Below are 16637 nucleotides of genomic sequence, written 5' to 3'. Positions count from 1 at the left end.
CCTCTCCAATCAAGTTGGAGAGGGGAGACAGGCGGGCCCAATGGGGGTTTGTGGAGGTGGGATTCTAACCCATAGGCCATAAGCTAACGGACCAAACAGGACCGTTTTCCCTGGAGTGGAGCCAAAGCGCCAGCGGTAGTCACCGTAGGGGTAGAGCTTGCTCTACCCGTTCTTTCGCTGGACGGGCGATGCAAGCATCGCCCCTACAAAAAGCACGTTCCTATGGCTGGCTATGGCAGGTGGGCGGGTAGGCGATCGAGCGGCACGGTGCTGAGGAACAGCAGCGTTCCGGCGTGCGGCGCGAGCGTGAGATCGATCGTGTCTACCGGGTCCGGCCAGCGCTCGCCCGACGGCCATTCCATCACGCAGCGCGCGGCAGGCAGCCCCAGAGCCGCCAGCGTGTAGCGCCGCTGGACCGGGATCTCGCCCGTGTTGAAGACGAACAGCGCCGCATCGTCGTTCGGGCTGGCGCCGCCCGGCGTGCGCACCTGGACCATCACCGGGTCGAGGGCGCGGATCGACGGGGAAGCCGCGCCCGGCGGCGTCTCGATCACCAGCGGCGACTGCCCCAGAAGCGGGTAGCGGCAATGGCTGCGCCAATCCGTCAGCACCAGCTTCCACAGCCGCAGACGGTCCTCGGAAAGCTCGTCCAGCGCGTCGCTGGTCATGATCAGCCCACCGGACATCCCGGCGTAGATCGCCAGCGCGCGCACCTCGGCGTCCGTCAGGTGGTGGAAACGCTCGCGCAGCAGGATGCAGTCGGGATCGGTCTGCCACAGGATGCCACCGCCGAAACTGCGCGTCGCCTGATCGCGCAGCATCGACTGGGCGGACTGGTTGCCCGCCCACTGCACGCCCACATCGCGCCCGATGCGCACCGCGTCCACCAAGCCGACCGACGCCCACAGCGGACAGCCGCAGCCCAGCCACGTCGCGTCCCCGATTTCCTCGCGGATCATCTCAGCCACCTGCCGCCAGATCTCGATGCGGGTCAGGCCCGGCGTGTGCCACAGCGCCCGGTCGGGACCGTGTTCGGTCGGGAAGTGCATGAAGTCGGTCTTGAAGTACTCGCAGCCCCAGTCGTGCCGCCACGTGCGGAACACCTGCCGCAAGTAGTCAAAGGCGGCGAGGTGCGTCGTGTCGAGGATGTAGTACTCCTCGCTGCGCTTGTGCCAGCGGAACTCGCCGTAAAACGTCATCAGCGCCAGCGGCCCGCCTGTGAGCCGGTCCCGCACGACCCAATCGGGATGCTCGCGGTAGAGGCGGCTGCGGTTGCCGACCATGAACGGCCCGATCCAGAGGCCCGGCACGAAGCCCGCCGCGCGGATCTCGTCGAGCACGGGCTTGATGCCGCGCGGGAACTGTGGTTTGACCTCCAGCCAGTCGCCCATTTCGGGCGTGAAGCCGTCATCAAGCTGGAAGACGCGCATGGGCAGATCCTCGCGCGAGGCGACCTCCGCCACGCCGCGCAGATGGCCGCGCACGATATCTTCGCTGAGGCTGGCGTAGAGGTTGTACCACGAGCACCAGCCGGTGATCGGCGCGTCGGGCACGCGCGGCGGGACCGGCGCGGCCTGCGCAACCAGCCGCGCCCAGGCACGCAGGGATTCCTCGACATCGGCGTGTTCCAGCACGACCAGCCGCTCGGATTCACAGACGCCATCCGGCGCGGGCGACTTGCGATCCCACAGCGTCAGGACCGTCAGCGAAGGCGGCGCGGCGTGGGCATCGACGGTGAACGTCTGCTGAAAACGATCGTGGCGGTCGAAGCCGATCACGACCGCACCCGCCCCGGTACGCGGCAAAAGCTGGGTCATGGCGTACCCGGTTTGCAGGCGCGGCTCGCGCACGCCCGCCACGGCCAGCGCTTCCGGCTCGACGTAAAAGCTGCCGTCCCAGCTAAAGTAGCCATTGCGCAGGTAAGCGCGCAGGTTCTCTACACGCTCGAAGCGCAGGCCGAACGAGTCCAGCGCGGCGTCGGGCCAGCCGATCAGGCGGCAGCGGAACTCTACGCGGTCGGGGGCGGCACGATGCGCCGCCTCCAACTCGAACGCGGCCCCATCCAGGTCCGGCCCGGTCCAACGGACACGGACCCCGGCGGCATGCTCGAGCACCTCCAGCACGCACGCTTTGAGCGGACGCCCGTTCACGACCGGGCACAGCCCGCGCAGCGCCAGGGCCGCCGTTTCCAGCGCGAACGCGCCCTGCGGCGTCAGGGTGAGTTTCACAAGGTCACCTCACCGTGCGACGCGCCGGAACGCATCGCGGCCAGCACGAGGTCGAGCGACTTCGCGCCCTCGCGCAGCGGCGTGCGTGTCTGACCGTCCGTGCGGATCGCGTCGAGCAGATCCTGCATCTGCGCGCGGCGGAAGTCCCGGTCGGAGGCGATGACCTGCGGCGGACGATCGGGCGCGTCAGTGAAGGTAAAGGTGGCGTGGTTGGCGTCGGTGAACTCGGCGGTGAGCTTCTGCGCCACCACGCGGTAGTCGTTGATCCACTTGCCGGGGATGGCCCCGTTGGTGGCGTAGACCACGCCCAACGCGCCGTTCTCGAAGCCGACCACGGTCGCGCTGATGTCCTCGACGGTGTAGCCGGGAACTTCGGTGTGGAACAGGTTCTCCTGGCGACTGTAAACGGTGAGCGCATCGCCCACCAGATAGCGCAGCAGGTCGAACATGTGGATGATCTGCTCGACCAACTGACCGCCCGACTTTTCGCGCATGCGCCACCAGTCGGCGTGCAGCGCGTTGCAGAAGTAGCGCGCGCTCATCAGGCCGGGCTGGCCGACTTCGCCCGAGGCCAGCAGCGTTTTAAGCTGTTCCACGGCCTCACCAAAGCGGAACATGAAGCCCACCTGCGTTTTGATCCCGGCGCGTTCGGCGGCCTCGACCATCTGCCAACCCTGCTCCGAATCGAGCGCGATCGGCTTTTCGATCAGCAGATGCACGCCGCGCTCCGCCGCCATCTCGACTTCGTCGGTGTGGCCGTAGGGCGGCAGGCAGACGATCAGCAGATCGAGATTCGCGGCGTCCAGCAGGGCGTGGTGATCGGTGAAGACCGCTGCCTGCCCCGCCGTGTACTGGTCGGCAAAGGCGCGGGCCTTCCACTCGTTGCGGTCGCTGAAGGCGACCATTTCCGCCTGATCGCCCAAGGCGGCCAGGATCTGCGCGTGACGGTGCGCGAAGCTGCCACAACCTAAAATCCCCGTGCGCAAACGGTCCATTTCAGCCCTTCTGCCCTGCTGCGTCCGGCTCAAAAGTCAGCACTGATTGAAGGATCGCGTCCGGCGTGCGATCCAGCAGATCGAACAGCCCGGCGGCAGCGCCAAACGGCGCGGTGTGCGTGATCAGCGGGCGCAGGTCGAGCGTGCCTTCAGCCTGCAAGCGGATCGCCGTCTGCCACAGGCGCATCTTGTCCCAACGGTACTTCAGCTCCGGGTCGGAGCCAGAGATCTGCGAGCAGACCACGTTGATGCGGTTGTGGTGGAATTCTTCGCCCAGGAACAGGCCCTGCGCCTCGCCCTGGAAGAAACCCATCGCCACGACGCGGGCCGAATAGGCCGCCGACCGGATCGCCTCGTTGAGCGCGCGCGTCGAGCCGGTGACCTCGAAGCACACATCCGCGCCGCGCCCGCCGGTCAGATCCTTGATCGCTTCGGCTACCTGCCCCTGGCCGCCATCGAGCGTGACGTGCGCGCCCATCGCAGCGGCCATCCCGCGCCGCGAGGCGTGCAGATCGACCGCGATGACGTGCGCGCCGGACTGGCGCGCCGCCTGCACGACGATCTGGCCGAGCGCGCCCAGGCCAAACACGACGACCGTCTCGCCGATGCGGATGCGGCCATCGTGCACGCCGTTGAGCGCGATGGCGCCCAGGTGCGAAAAAATGCCGAGCACGGGGTCCAGGCCGTCCGGCATCAGCCGGGGCAACACGTAGTCCGGCGCGGCGACGTAATGCGTGCGGTGGCCCCACGTGCCAAACACACGCTGACCGACCGTGACGCCTTCCACCGCCGGGCCGACCTCGACCACTTCGCCCACTTCCTCGTAGCCGAGGCTGCGGACGGGATAGGTCAGCGAGGTCGCCTCGTCCGGCACGAACAGGCGGCGATCCACGTCCCAGCGCTTGTGCAAAAACGGACTCGTGCCGCGATACTGCGCCAGCTCCGTCCCGGCGCTGATGCCGGAATAGAGCGTCTTGATGCGGATGCCATCGGGCGCTAAAGACTCATCTTCAAAAGACTCGTAATCCAGGTGATAGGGTTCGGCGAGGACCAACAACTTGCCCATAAAAGCTCCTGCAATCCTTAAAGTATCAAGTGCATTTTGCCCGGCAAAAAGACAGCCCCCTCATTTTAGCACGCCGCGCCCACGCGGGGCGCAGGCAGGCGCGGAACGCCCGCCGACGTTTTACCGGAATCAGCGAAAGCGGCGTACACTACGAGCATAGTTTGTAAGCATTTTCACAAACGATCGTGCTGGGTGGGGAGGCCGTATGACCACAGACCTTTCACCGACACCGCAACACCCCTGGCAGGACGGCCAGCGCTGGAAAACGCTGTTCGCCGCCATCTGGACCGGGCAGGCTTTTTCACTGCTGGGCAGCCAGCTCGTGCAGTTCTCGCTGATCTGGTGGCTGACGAAGGAAACCGGATCAGCGACCGTGCTCGCCACGGCGACCCTGGTCGGGCAGCTCCCCCAGATTCTGATCGGTCCCCTGGCGGGGGCGCTGGTGGACCGGTGGAACCGGCGCGTCGTGATGATCGCGGCGGACGGCGGCGTGGCGCTCTCGACGCTGTGGCTGGTCACCCTGTTCGCGGTGGGCGCGGCGGACACCCCGCACGTGTTCCTCGTCCTGATGCTGCGCTCGACGGGCGGGGCGTTCCACTGGCCCGCGATGCAGGCCTCCACCTCGCTGATGGTCCCCAAACAACACCTGCCGCGTGTCGCGGGATTCAACCAGATGCTGTCGGGCGCGATCAACATCGTCGCGCCGCCGTTCGGCGCGCTGCTGCTGAAGGCGCTGCCGATCGAGCAGGTGCTGGCGATCGACATCGCCACCGCCGCGATCGCGATCGCGCCGCTGCTGTTCATCGCCGTGCCGCAGCCGGACCCGGAACCCGATCGCGCTGGAAGCGGCAGGCCCGGCGTGCTGCACGATCTGGCCGAGGGGTTCCGGTATGCGGCGCACCTGCCGGGCCTGATGACGTTCTTCGGCGTCGCCATCGTGGTGAGTTTCGTGTTTTTCCCCGCGATCGCGCTCATACCGATACTGGTGACCGATCACTTCGGAGGAGAGGCGCTTCAGCTCGCGTGGATGGACTCCGCGTGGGGGATCGGGATCGTGCTGGGCGGGCTGACACTGGGGGTCTGGGGTGGCTTCAAGCGGCTGATGGATACCGCCGGGTTCGGGCTGTGCGGGCAGGGGATCGGCATGGCGGTGGTGGGAATGGCTCCGGCCAGCGGATTTGCGATCGCGCTGGGCGGGCTGTTCTTCACGGGCTTCATGTTCCCGATCACGAACGGGCCGCTGCACGCGATCTTGCAGTTGAACGTGGCACCCAGCATGCAGGGGCGCATCTTCACGCTGATGAACTCGATCACGTCGGCGGTGACGCCCGTGAGCCTGCTGATCGCGGGTCCGGTTGCGGACGCGGTCGGGGTGCGGTTCTGGTTCGCGCTGGCGGGCATCACGTGCCTGTTGTGCAGCACGACCGCGCTGTTCTTTCCGCCGCTGCGCAATCTTGAAGCGGATATGCAGGCGGACACGGCGCTCAGAGAGCAGATTCAGGCCGCGCAGCCGACGTAAAAACAGTCCAGGGAGACGCGGGCCTCCCTGGTGTGTGTGTTATGAAGGAAAAACGGGCGGGTTTGATGCCGTTTAACAAATTAAGCCGGTCAACACCGCGACCTCACCCCCGTCCCCTCTCCAGTCTGGGCTGGAGAGGGGAGACAAGCCGTCTCAACGGGGTTCGTAGGGGCGGGTTAGAAATCCGCGAATGGGTTTGGGTTATTCGTACTGCAGCGCGCGGATGATATCGAGTTTGGCGGCGCTGCGCGCGGGCATAATCCCGGCGGAGAGCGCCAGCAGGATGCCGATGATCAGCGCGGCGATGATGCCCGCCACCGGGAAGGTATAGGGCATATCCCAGCCGATGAAGCTGAAGGCTGCGATGAACCCGTAGCTGATCGCCACACCCGTCAGCACGCCCATCGCCGCGCCGAAGATACCCAGCAGCAGCGCCTCGCCGGTGACCATGCGGCGCACCTGACTGCGGCTGCCGCCGACTGCGCGGATCATGCCGATCTCGCGCGTGCGTTCCAGCACGTTGATCGTCAGCGTGTTCAGCAGGCCCAACCCGGCGGGAATCAGGATCAGGGCAGCGATGATGTAGAACATCACCGTGGCGCTCCTGGTCGTCTCCATCATCGTGTCCGCATAGTCTTTCGACAGGTGCGCCGTGAACTGCGGATAACCGGCGAGCAGCGACTCGACCTCGGACAGCGCCGCGTCTTTGTCCGCACCCGGCGTCAGGTTGATCATCAGCAGCACGTCTTCCGATTTATGGAAATCCGCCGCCATGTTTTCCTGCGAGATCAGCGCCGTGGTCGTCTTGAACGTGAGCAGGTCCTGCGCCAGCGCGACGACCTTATAGGTCTGGGGGCCTTCCGCCGTCTCGATCACGAAATCGTCGCCGTACTTGAGGCCCAACGTCGAAGCGCCCAGCGGCGTGACGATCGCGCCGCGCCCGGCGCTCAACGCCGCAAACGCGTCGTCGGCATTACCTTCCTCGAACATCAGCGTTTCAACGTCGCGGAAGGTCGATAGATCGATGCCCAGCAGGGAAAGCGGCGCGCCGTCCGTCGTGGTTGCAGCCGCGCGCAGGGTGGAGACCGTCTCCACGTCCGGCAGGGCCTGGATGTCACCGGCCAGGGACTGATCCGCGCCCAGCACGTTGTCGTAGACGGCGATGCTCTGCGGCAGGATCATGATGTCGCTGGCAAACGTGCCGTCGGTGAGGTCCTGGCCGAGATCCATGAAGGCGCTCACCATCGCCGCCACCATCACGATGGACGCCACGCCGATCATCAGCGTGCTGCCGGTGATGGCCGCGCGTCCCGGCTGGCGCGCGACGTTACCCTGCGCCAGATCGCCCTCACGGTTGAACCACAGCGTCACCAACGGGCCGAACAAGCGCGACGCCGGAAGGACCAGCCCCGGCGCGGCGATCACCATGCCGCCCATGAACAGCACCGCGCCGAAGGTCGCACCCTTGCTGCCGGTCAGCATCAGCGCGACGGCCACGGCCACGCAGAGGCCGCCCGCGATCAGGCTCCAGCGCGCCGCATGGCGCAGTCCGGCGGCGGGCACGGGGCGCAGCGCTTCCAGCGGGGACATCCGGCCAGCGGCGCGCGCGGGCCAATAGCTTGCGACCAGCGCAACCAGCGGCCCCACGATCAGCGGGACGGCAAACGCGGTCACGTTGAAGCTCAGCTTCATGTCGCCCACGAAGGTGACGTAGTCCGCGAGAGACTGGATGCCCGACAGCAGCGCCGCCGCCAGAAGGTAGCCCAGCACCATGCCGATCAGCGTGCCGAGGATGCCCTGGATCAAGCCTTCGACCAGGATCGTTTGCGTGATCTGCTGCCGCGTCGCGCCGATGGCGCGCAGCATGCCCAGGTCGCGGCGGCGTTCGAGCACCACCGTGCGGAAGGTGTTGAAGATAAGGAACGCGCCCAAAAACAGCGCCAGCGCCGCAAACAGGCTCATCATGGCGAAGCCCACGTCGATCGACGGCAGCGCGCTCGTCGCGGCGCGGTCGTCCAGCGTGTAACTGCCGCCCAGCGCCTGCTGGAGTTCCTTCGTCACGGCGTCATGGTCCGCACCCGGCTTGAGCAGCACTTCCACCGTGTTGATCATGCTCGGCTGATCGAGCGCGGCCTGCGCGTCCGACAGGGATACGATGAACTGCGGCACGGCCAGCGGGCTTTCGGGCGTGTACATGCCGACCACGGTGAAGGTCTTCAGGCCGCCCACCGTCGTCAGGGAAAAGGTCGAGCCGACCTGAAGCTGCGGCGCGAGATCTGTGACGCTGCTGGAGATGATCACGCTGCCGCTTTCGCCGGGTTCAAGAAAGCGGCCTTCGCTCATCACAAAGTGATAGACGCCATCCACCAGCGCGGGATCGACGCCAACGATCTGGATCTGGGATAGATCGCCCAGAACGTCACTTTTGTCGTCGGGCAGCACAAACTGGCGGTAAAGAAGGCCCACCGCCGCCTGCACGTCCTCGTTCCGATCGACCACGTCCATGACCGGGGCAGGATCAAAGGTGCCGCCCGCCACATTGGTGATCGAGACGTCCGTCCCGGTGACGGTGGTCATCGACTGGTTGAACAGCTCCCGCATACCGGGCAGCACGAGGTTTACGCTGAAGATCAGCGCCACGCCAAAGACAATCGCCAGCGTGGTGAGGGTGGTGCGCAGCTTACGCCCGCCCAGGTAACGCAGCGCCATCACGGTCATTTGCCACGTGGTCGCGCCGCGTCCGTGCGTGTGAGTCGTTGATTGTGTCGTCATGACTGCCCCCTCAGGCGAGAGCAACTTTGCTCAGTTGGTCGCGGATCTGGTCGGGACTGCCCTGCCCTTTGAGCCGGTTGTCGTCCGCGATCTTGCCGTCCTTGAGGAATACGATGCGGTCCGCGTAGGCTGCCACGCGCGGGTCGTGCGTGACCAGGATCATCGTCTGGCCGGACGCATCGACCGTCTGGCGCAGCATCTGCACCATCTCGTCGCTGGACCGGGAGTCGAGGTTACCCGTCGGCTCGTCGGCCAGCACCACAGCGGGACGGGCGATCATGGCGCGCGCCAGCGCGACGCGCTGCTGCTGCCCGCCCGACAGCTCGGAGGGGCGGTGCGTGCCGCGATCGGCCATGTTGACGAGGGCCAATGCGTCGTCGGCGCGGGCCAGCGCCTCGGGGCGCGGCACGCCGTCGAGGATAAGCGGCATGGCGACGTTTTCGCGCGCGGTCAGCACCGGCACGAGGTTGAAGAACTGAAACACAAAGCCGAGCGCCGTGCGGCGCAGGTGCGACAGCGCATCGTCGCCCAACTTGGAAAGCTCGGCATCGCGCACCCACACTTTGCCGCTGGTAGGCCGGTCCAGCCCGCCCAACAGGTACAAGAGCGTGCTTTTGCCGGAACCGCTCGGCCCCATAATCGCCAGAAACTCCCCTTCGGCCACTTCCAGATTAACGTCGTTCAAGGCGTAGATGGGCTGGTCGGGAGTGCCGTATTTTTTCGTGAGTGATTCGGTACGTACGATGTTCATGGTTGGTCCTTGATCACAACGATCACTGCTCAGACGGACTGGGTACAGGGAGTTCACGAGACCTGGAACGCTGCCGCTTGGGCCGTCCACGCCGTTTGGGGACGGGCTTGGGCGGCTCGAAGTGTTTCAGATCGGGCAGGCGCGCCTCGCACATTTCAATCCAGCGCAGATCGGCTTCCAGATGCATCACGGCGCTTTCGAGCAGCAGAATCCACGGGAGCTGCGTCGCGGGATCGGCCTGACGGACCAGATCGGTCGCCTGGTGAAGCTGCTGGTACAGCTCGCGCCGCTGGATGAGCAGGATCTGGTCCGGGCTGACCGGGCCGCCCGTCAGGCTGAGCACGAGCTTGATGTAAAACGCATCGCCCAGGCGGTAATCGCGCACTTCGGGCGTCAGACACCAGCGCTCCAACTCGTCGCGGCCTGCCTCGGTGATGCAGTAGACCTTCCGATCGGGCGCGTCGTCGATCGCCTCGATGTCGTAATCGACCAGATCGGCGTCTTTGAGGCGGGCGAGCGTGCTGGCGATCTGGCCGGGCTTGACGTCCCACTCGGCGTTGACCGTCAGGTTGAGCTGCTTGCCCAGCTCGTAGCCGTGCATCGGGCGTTGGTAGAGCAGGCCCAGAAGCGTGTGTTTGACCGACATAACAAACCTATTCACCGCGATTCTAGATTTCCAGAAAACTATACACTCAGTGAGTAATTTTTGTCAATAGGATTCGGGCGGGTGATGTTTTGCGGCGCAGCAGGTAAAATGAGCCGCGAGCAAAAGCAACCGCGACCTCACCCCCGGCCCCCTCTCTCCAATCAAGTTGGAGAGGGGAGACAAGCAGCATCAACAGAGGTTTTGTAGGGGCGGGCTTGCTCCGCCCGGTAGGGGCAATTCATGAATTGCCCCTACACACCCAACGCGCAAACCGCACCGATTGCAGGGGGAAGATGACCGCCGTCAAGTGTGAAGCCGACGTAAGGAAGGAACAGACATGCCGTTGAAGCGTGACATCGCCGGGAAGCTGGCCGCCGAACTCTCGCTGCGCCGCGATCAGGTGGACCGCACCATTCATCTGTTCGACGAGGGCAACACCATCCCGTTCGTAGCGCGCTATCGCAAAGAAATGACCGGCAGCCTGGACGAAGAACAACTGCGGTCGCTGATGGATCGCCTGATGTACCTGCGCAAACTGGGCGAGCGGCAGGACGCGGTGATCGCCAGCATTACGGAGCAGGGCAAACTGACGCCCGACCTGCAAAATGCCATCGAGGCTGCCGAGACGCTGCAAGCGGTCGAGGACCTGTACCTGCCGTACAAACCCAAGCGCCGCACGCGCGCCATGATCGCGCAGGAACGCGGGCTGGCCCCGCTGGCGGACCTGATCCTGGCGCAAGCGCCGGGGCGCGAGTCGGCGGAACGGATCGCAGCACCGTTCGTGAACGCGGACGTGCCGACGCCGGAGGACGCTTTGCAGGGCGCGCGGGACATCGTGGCGGAACGGGTGGCGGACGACGCCGCCGCGCGCGACGTGGTGCGTCGGCTGACGCAGCAGCGCGGATCGCTGAACGTGCAGGTGGCGGACGCGGGCAAGGACGAAAAAGGCGTCTACAAAACTTATTACGAATTTTCCGGCGGGCTGCGGTCGCTGCGCCCGCATCAAGTGCTGGCGATCAACCGGGGCGAAAGCGAGGGCGCGCTGAAGGTCCGGCTCGACGCGCCGGGCGAGCAGATCGCGGAGCAGCTTCAGCGGCAGTTTCCGGCGCATCCCCACTCGCCGCTGGCGGATCAACTGCGGCTGGCGGTGGGCGACGCGTACAAGCGGCTGATCGCGCCCGCCATCGAGCGGGAATTACGGCGCGACCTGACCGAACAGGCCGACCGGCACGCCATCGGGGTGTTCGCCACGAACCTCGTCGGGCTGCTACTGCAACCGCCGCTGAAGGATCACGTGGTGCTGGGGATCGATCCCGGCTTCCGCACGGGCAGCAAGGCCGCCGTGGTGGACGCGACGGGCAAGGTGCTGGCGACCGCGACGATCTACCCGCATCCGCCGCAGAACGAGCGGGTCAAGGCGCTGCACACGCTGGTCGATCTGATCCGCGCGCACGGCGTAGACCTGATCGCGATCGGCAACGGGACCGCCTCACGCGAGACGGAGGAACTGGTCGCGGCGCTGATCCGCGAGTACGAGCCGGTGAAATATTTGATCGTGAACGAGGCCGGGGCGTCCGTGTATTCCGCGTCGCCGCTGGCGCGCGCCGAGCTGCCGGACATGGACGTGTCGATGCGCGGGGCGGTATCCATCGCGCGGCGGGCGCTCGATCCGCTGGCGGAGCTGGTGAAGATCGATCCGCGCAGCATCGGCGTGGGGCTGTACCAGCACGACGTCGATCAAAAGGCGCTGGAAGGCAAGCTGAGCGAGGTGATCGAGACGGTGGTGAACCGGGTGGGCGTCAACGCCAACACCGCCTCGCCCGCGCTGCTGCAGCACGTCGCCGGGCTGGGGCCGAAGCTGGCCGAGCGCATCGTCGAGGCGCGCGACGCAGACGGCCCGTTCCGGTCGCGGCTGGCGATCCGGCGCGTGAAGGGTATGGGCGACAAAACGTTCGAGCAGGCCGCCGGATTTTTGCGTATTCCTGATGGCGAGACGCTGCTCGACAACACCGGCGTTCACCCCGAATCGTACCCGGTGGTCAAGCGGCTGCTGCAACAACTCGACCTGTCGCTGGACGATCCCGGCTTTACGGAGCGGCTGCTGCGGCTGCGCCCCTCGCTCGATCTGCCTGCACTGGCCCGGTCCCTCGAAGTGGGCGAGCCGACGCTGGCGGACATCCTCAACGACCTGACGCGGCCCGGGCGCGATCCGCGCAGCGAGCTGCCCGCGCCGATCCTGCGGTCGGACGTGCTGAAGATGGAAGACCTGAAGCCGGGCATGAAGCTCAAAGGCACGGTGCGCAACGTAGTGGACTTCGGTGCGTTCGTGGACATCGGCGTGAAGCAGGACGGGCTGGTGCACATCTCGGAACTGTCCGAATTCCGCGTGCGCGATCCGTACGAGATCGTCAGCGTGGGCGACGTGGTGGACGTGACGGTCAAGAGCGTCGATCCCGAGCGGGGCCGCATCGCGCTGAGTATGCGTGAGTGAGCGACGGCATGCGCGCGCTGGCCGACCGGATCGCGGGGGAAGCGGGGCGTTCGCACGTGGTATTGTGCGGGCGCGGCACGACCGCGCTGTGGCTGGCGCTGCGCGCGATCGCGCGGCGGGACGGCCCCGGCGAGGTGATTCTGCCGGACCTGCTGTGTTTCACGGCGCTGGAAGGTGTGCTGCTGGCCGGGTTCACGCCCGTGTTCGCGGACGTGCTCTCGGGGCGCTTCACGCTCGATCCCGGTGACGTGGAGCGTAAAGTGACGCCACGCACGCGGGCGATCCTGGTCGCGCACCTGTTTGGGCACATTGCCGACCTGGACGCGATCCGGGCCGCTGCGCCGGGCGTGCCGATCATCGAGGACGCGGTGCAGGGATTAGGCGGGTGCATCGACGGGAAACCGGTTGGTGCGTGGGGCGATGTGGCGTTCGTGAGCTTCGATCCGCACAAGATGATCGACGGGCGCGGCGGCGCGGTGATCGGGGACGATGTGGCGCTGATGGACGCGATCGCGACAGACGCGGTGCGGCTGCCCGCGCTACCGGACTTCGATCTGAGCGTGCTAGACGCGATGCTGCCCGCTCCGGCGGCGCGGGGCATGGCGGACATGCTGCGGCGGGACGCGCCCGCACTGCTGCGCCCGTTCGACGACGCGGGCGAAAACGTGGATCGCATCACCGCCGGGTGGGACACGCTGGCGGACCGGGTCGCGGCGCGCAACGCCAACGCGGCGTGGCTGGCGGAGCGCCTTAAGGATCTGCCGCTGGTCCCGCCGGACCTGCGCGCGGGCGACGCAATCTGGCGCTACACCATCAGCGCGCCGACGCCGATCCTCGCGCGGCGGATCGTGTACGCGATGGAAGCCGCCGGGTTGAGCGGATCGGATCTGTACCCGCCGCTGAGCGCGCTGTTCGGGCAGGCGACGGGCGCGAGCCGGTTCGCGGGACGGCTGCTGAATTTGTTCGTGGACGAGTCCGCGACGCCGGACATGCTGGCACGCACGGGGGACGCAATCGCGGGGCTGCGCGCACTGCAAACTCACCGCGACCTCACCCCCAACCTTTCTTCAGTCGGGGTTGGAGCGGGGAGACAAGCACGGCCAGACACTCCGTAGGAGTGGGATACTCGCCTGCTGCACCCGTGTGAGCAAAGCCGGGTAGGGCTTGCCCTACCCCTACGCAAAATCAAGGCGCGTTGCTCCGGCGATCACTCATCCATGACGGTGGCGTAGAGGCACTTGAGGTATTCGCCTTCGGGGAAGCCGACCGGGTGATCGAGCGCGTGGCCGGTGCGGTACGGCCAGACGAGGGGCCGCCCGGCGTCGTCGGCGGCGCGGGTGACCGTCTCAAAAAACTGGTCCGGCGTGACACGGCTGGAACACGACGCCAGCACAACCATGCCGTCCTCGGCAGCGAGACCCACCGCCAGCCGCGCGAGCCGCGCATAGGAGGCCAGCGCGCGATCCACTTCCGCCGCACTCTTGGCGAACGAGGGCGGATCCACGATCACCAGATCGAACACCTGTCCCTCGGCGCGCAGCCGTTCCAGCGCGACAAATGCATCCTCGACCAGAATGTCGTGCTTCGCGTCCTGCACGCGGGGATTGTCCGCATTGAGCGCCATGTTCGCCGCCGCCGCTTCCAGCGCAGGCGCGCTCACATCCACGCTGAGCACGGATTCCGCACCGCCCGCCGCCGCATAGACCGAAAAGCCGCCGCTGTAAGCGAAGACGTCCAGCACGCGCCGTCCCGCCGCCAGATCGCGGACGCGGGCGCGGTTGTCGCGCTGGTCGAAGAAAAAGCCCGTCTTGTGCCCGTGCACCACATCCGCCGCGAAGCGCAGCCCGTTTTCCTCGAAGATCACCGGGGCGTCGGGCGCGTCTCCGACCAGGGCCAGTCCGTCAGACAGGCCGTAGGGCGCGGCGAGATCGGCCACGCCCCGGCTGAGGCGCAGGATCAGGCGCGGCGACGGGTGCACCTCGTCCAGCGCGGCGAGCACGTCGCGCAGATGGGGCAGCCACGCAGCCGTATAGAGCTTGAGCACCAGCGTGTCCGCGTAACGGTCGAGGATCAGGCCGGGCAGGCCGTCGTTTTCGCCGTGCACCAGCCGGTAGCCGGTCGTGCCCTGCGCCGCCAGCGGCTCCCGAATCGCAGCCGCCGCGGACAGGCGATCCGCGAACCAGGCGCGGTCGATGGCAGCGGACTGGCCCTGCTGCAACACGCGCACGCGGATCGGGGAGGCCGGGTCGTAGAGGCCCACCGCCAGGAAACGATCTTTCGCGTCGAAGATCACGGCCAGATCGCCGGGCGCACCCTCGCGGCTCTGCTTGCGGATCGCGCTCTCGAACACCCACGGATGCCCGGCACGCAGCGCGCGCTCGGCAGCGGGGGCCACGTGCAGCGCGATACGCTTCTGGGCGGGCCGGGGCAAAGCATCCAGAACTGTCATGGGCGGCGGGATCAAGCGTCCAGATACAGATCCGTCTCCCACTCGGGGAACGGATCGTCAAAGGACTCGGCCCAGCCATCGGGACCGAGCGCCATTTCCGCTTCGGTCAGCAGGCAGGCTTCCAGCGCCGGGTACAGCGAGGCGCGGTCGAGGTGCAAGCCGATGAAGACCAGCTCCTGCCGCCGATCGCCCACCGATTCGTGCCACCCGGCTTCGATCTCGGCGCGCTCTTCGGGATCGTCCGGCCACTCGTCGCGCGGGGTGTCGGCCCACCACGTGCCGAGCAGCTCCAATTCCAACTGATCACCCGCCTGCGACCAGAGGATCACGTCCTCGGGCCGGGACGCCAGCCAGATCGTGCCCTTGGAACGCAGGATCGGATCGAACAGATCGCCCTGGATCAGATCGTCCAGGCGCTCGGGGTGGAACGGGCGGCGCGCGCGGAACGCCACGCTGCTGATCCCGTATTCGTCGGTGTCGGCGTGGGTGTGACCCGCATCCGCCAGCACAAGGGGCAGCGCCGTGGCGCGGTCGAAATCGAACGCCCCCGTGTTGAGCACCGCGTCCAGCGGAATCTGGCCGTACTCGGCACGCAGGATGCGCGCATCCGGGTTCAGGCGGCGGAGGACGCTTTCAAGCCGGGCGATCTCGTCGGGCGAGGCGAGATCGATCTTGTTCATGACGATCACGTCCGCGAATTCGACCTGCTCCACCAGCAGATCGACAATCGAGCGGTCGTCGTCCGGGTTCATTCCCAACCCGCGATCCTGCACGTCTTCACGCGACTGGTAATCCTTGAGCCAGTTCGACGCGCTTACCACCGTGACGGTGGTATCCAGGCGCGCGAAGTCGCTCAGCGCGCGGCCCATGCCGTCGGGAAAGGTGAACGTCGCGGCGATGGGCATCGGCTCGGAAACGCCGGACGCTTCGATCAGCAGGTAGTCGAACCGGCCCTCACGCGCCAGCCGCGCCACCTCTTCGAGCAGGTCCTCACGCAGCGAGCAGCAGATGCAGCCGTTGGTCAGCTCCACGAGCTTTTCGTCCACGCGGCTGAGCGATCCTTCGCCGCGAATCAGCTGCGCGTCCACGTTGATCTCGCTCATGTCGTTGACAATGACGGCCACGCGCAGGCCCTCGCGGTTGTTCAGGATGTGGTTCAGCACCGTGGTCTTCCCCGCGCCCAGGAAACCCGAGAGCACGGTTACAGGCAATTGTTCCGGCATGACAGCACCCACTTACTTCACTTCACGATAGAGCACATGCTGGCGCGCGACGGGATCGTACTTCATCAGTTCGAGGCGCTGCGCGTCGTTCCGGCGGTTCTTCTGCGTCAGGTACACGTGGCCGCTGACGGTGCTGCGCAGCTTGATCGCCGCGCGAATATCCTTCTTCTTAGCCATCGCTCACTCCTTGCTGCCCTGTTTGGTGGACGGTCGGCACGGCGCGGCTGGGGATTCCCAGGCGCGCACATAACAGGCGGCAAAACCGCTGCCGCCTGTAAATGAAAATCATTTTCAGTTACGCGGATTTTAACAGCCGCTCCCCGGCCTGTCAAGGGCGCGGCGTGCCGCCATGCGAAACGGGCCAGAGCCTGCAGCCCCCCATCCCCTGGCCCCGGAAAGGCAGGGATCAGGGACCAGGGATTGGGGACTAGGGAAAAGCAGAAGCAAAGGCAAGAGCAGACCTCACCCCCGGCCCCTCTCCAATCAAGTTGGAGAGG

Annotated in this window: 12 protein-coding genes; 3 read left to right on the top strand and 9 right to left on the bottom strand. The window is 66.4% G+C overall.

Translation table 11 applies throughout. The features are described from left to right. Positions 1-230: 230 nt before the first annotated feature. From V7116_RS21190 to V7116_RS21180, 3 genes are read right to left on the bottom strand one after another with little or no spacing between them, the layout of a single operon-like run. Entirely contained in the window at positions 231-2228 is a 1998-nt protein-coding gene (locus V7116_RS21190; protein ID WP_324393974.1) for a glycoside hydrolase family 36 protein, read from the bottom strand. Then, positions 2225-3223 (bottom strand): Gfo/Idh/MocA family protein, encoded by a 999-nt coding sequence (locus V7116_RS21185; protein WP_324393973.1) that lies wholly within the window; start codon positions 3221-3223, stop codon positions 2225-2227. Before V7116_RS21185 ends, V7116_RS21190 begins: the two co-directional genes overlap by 4 nt. Before the next feature lies 1 nt (position 3224). Next, positions 3225-4289 carry a zinc-dependent alcohol dehydrogenase gene (locus tag V7116_RS21180; protein ID WP_324393972.1) on the bottom strand — a complete coding sequence of 355 codons (1065 nt, stop codon included), beginning with the start codon at positions 4287-4289 and terminating at the stop codon, positions 3225-3227. Between the two features lie 205 nt (positions 4290-4494). Between V7116_RS21180 and V7116_RS21175 the strand changes: the two genes are divergently transcribed. Further along, positions 4495-5808, top strand: a complete 1314-nt coding sequence (locus tag V7116_RS21175; protein ID WP_324393971.1) for an MFS transporter — start codon at positions 4495-4497, stop codon at positions 5806-5808. 201 nt (positions 5809-6009) lie between these two features. Here V7116_RS21175 and V7116_RS21170 read toward each other — a convergent pair whose 3' ends face one another. Genes V7116_RS21170 through V7116_RS21160 form a run of 3 tightly spaced genes read right to left on the bottom strand, consistent with a single transcriptional unit; the run spans position 6010 to position 9977 of the window. Next, complete coding sequence (locus tag V7116_RS21170; RefSeq protein WP_324393970.1) at positions 6010-8580, bottom strand: ABC transporter permease; 2571 nt, start codon at positions 8578-8580, stop codon at positions 6010-6012. Positions 8581-8590: 10 nt separating this feature from the next. Beyond that, positions 8591-9331 carry an ABC transporter ATP-binding protein gene (locus V7116_RS21165; RefSeq protein ID WP_324393969.1) on the bottom strand — a complete coding sequence of 247 codons (741 nt, stop codon included), beginning with the start codon at positions 9329-9331 and terminating at the stop codon, positions 8591-8593. Between the two features lie 22 nt (positions 9332-9353). Continuing rightward, entirely contained in the window at positions 9354-9977 is a 624-nt protein-coding gene (locus tag V7116_RS21160) for a PadR family transcriptional regulator (protein ID WP_324393968.1), read from the bottom strand. 337 nt (positions 9978-10314) lie between these two features. Between V7116_RS21160 and V7116_RS21155 the strand changes: the two genes are divergently transcribed. Both V7116_RS21155 and V7116_RS21150 read left to right on the top strand, forming a co-directional pair. After that, positions 10315-12468, top strand: coding sequence for a Tex family protein (locus tag V7116_RS21155; protein ID WP_324393967.1), 2154 nt, complete (start codon positions 10315-10317; stop codon positions 12466-12468). After that, positions 12465-13583: a DegT/DnrJ/EryC1/StrS family aminotransferase gene (locus V7116_RS21150; RefSeq protein WP_324393966.1), complete on the top strand. Its 1119-nt coding sequence runs from the start codon at positions 12465-12467 to the stop codon at positions 13581-13583. The genes V7116_RS21155 and V7116_RS21150 overlap by 4 nt, the downstream gene beginning before the upstream one ends. A 92-nt stretch (positions 13584-13675) precedes the next feature. Here the strand turns inward: V7116_RS21150 and V7116_RS21145 are convergent, their stop codons facing one another. From V7116_RS21145 to rpmG, 3 genes are read right to left on the bottom strand one after another with little or no spacing between them, the layout of a single operon-like run. Next, positions 13676-14917 carry a class I SAM-dependent rRNA methyltransferase gene (locus tag V7116_RS21145; protein ID WP_324393965.1) on the bottom strand — a complete coding sequence of 414 codons (1242 nt, stop codon included), beginning with the start codon at positions 14915-14917 and terminating at the stop codon, positions 13676-13678. 11 nt (positions 14918-14928) lie between these two features. After that, on the bottom strand, positions 14929-16140 hold the full coding sequence (locus tag V7116_RS21140) for a GTP-binding protein (protein WP_324393964.1): 1212 nt from the start codon (positions 16138-16140) through the stop codon (positions 14929-14931). Positions 16141-16152: 12 nt separating this feature from the next. Continuing rightward, entirely contained in the window at positions 16153-16317 is a 165-nt protein-coding gene (gene rpmG / locus V7116_RS21135) for a 50S ribosomal protein L33 (protein WP_324393963.1), read from the bottom strand. Positions 16318-16637: the final 320 nt, after the last annotated feature.

It is taken from the genome of Aggregatilinea sp. (assembly GCF_036822615.1).
Taxonomy (GTDB): Bacteria; Chloroflexota; Anaerolineae; order Aggregatilineales; family Aggregatilineaceae; genus Aggregatilinea.
The sequence above is the reverse complement of the archived record's forward strand: the minus strand, read 5'-3'. Positions and strand labels throughout refer to the sequence as shown.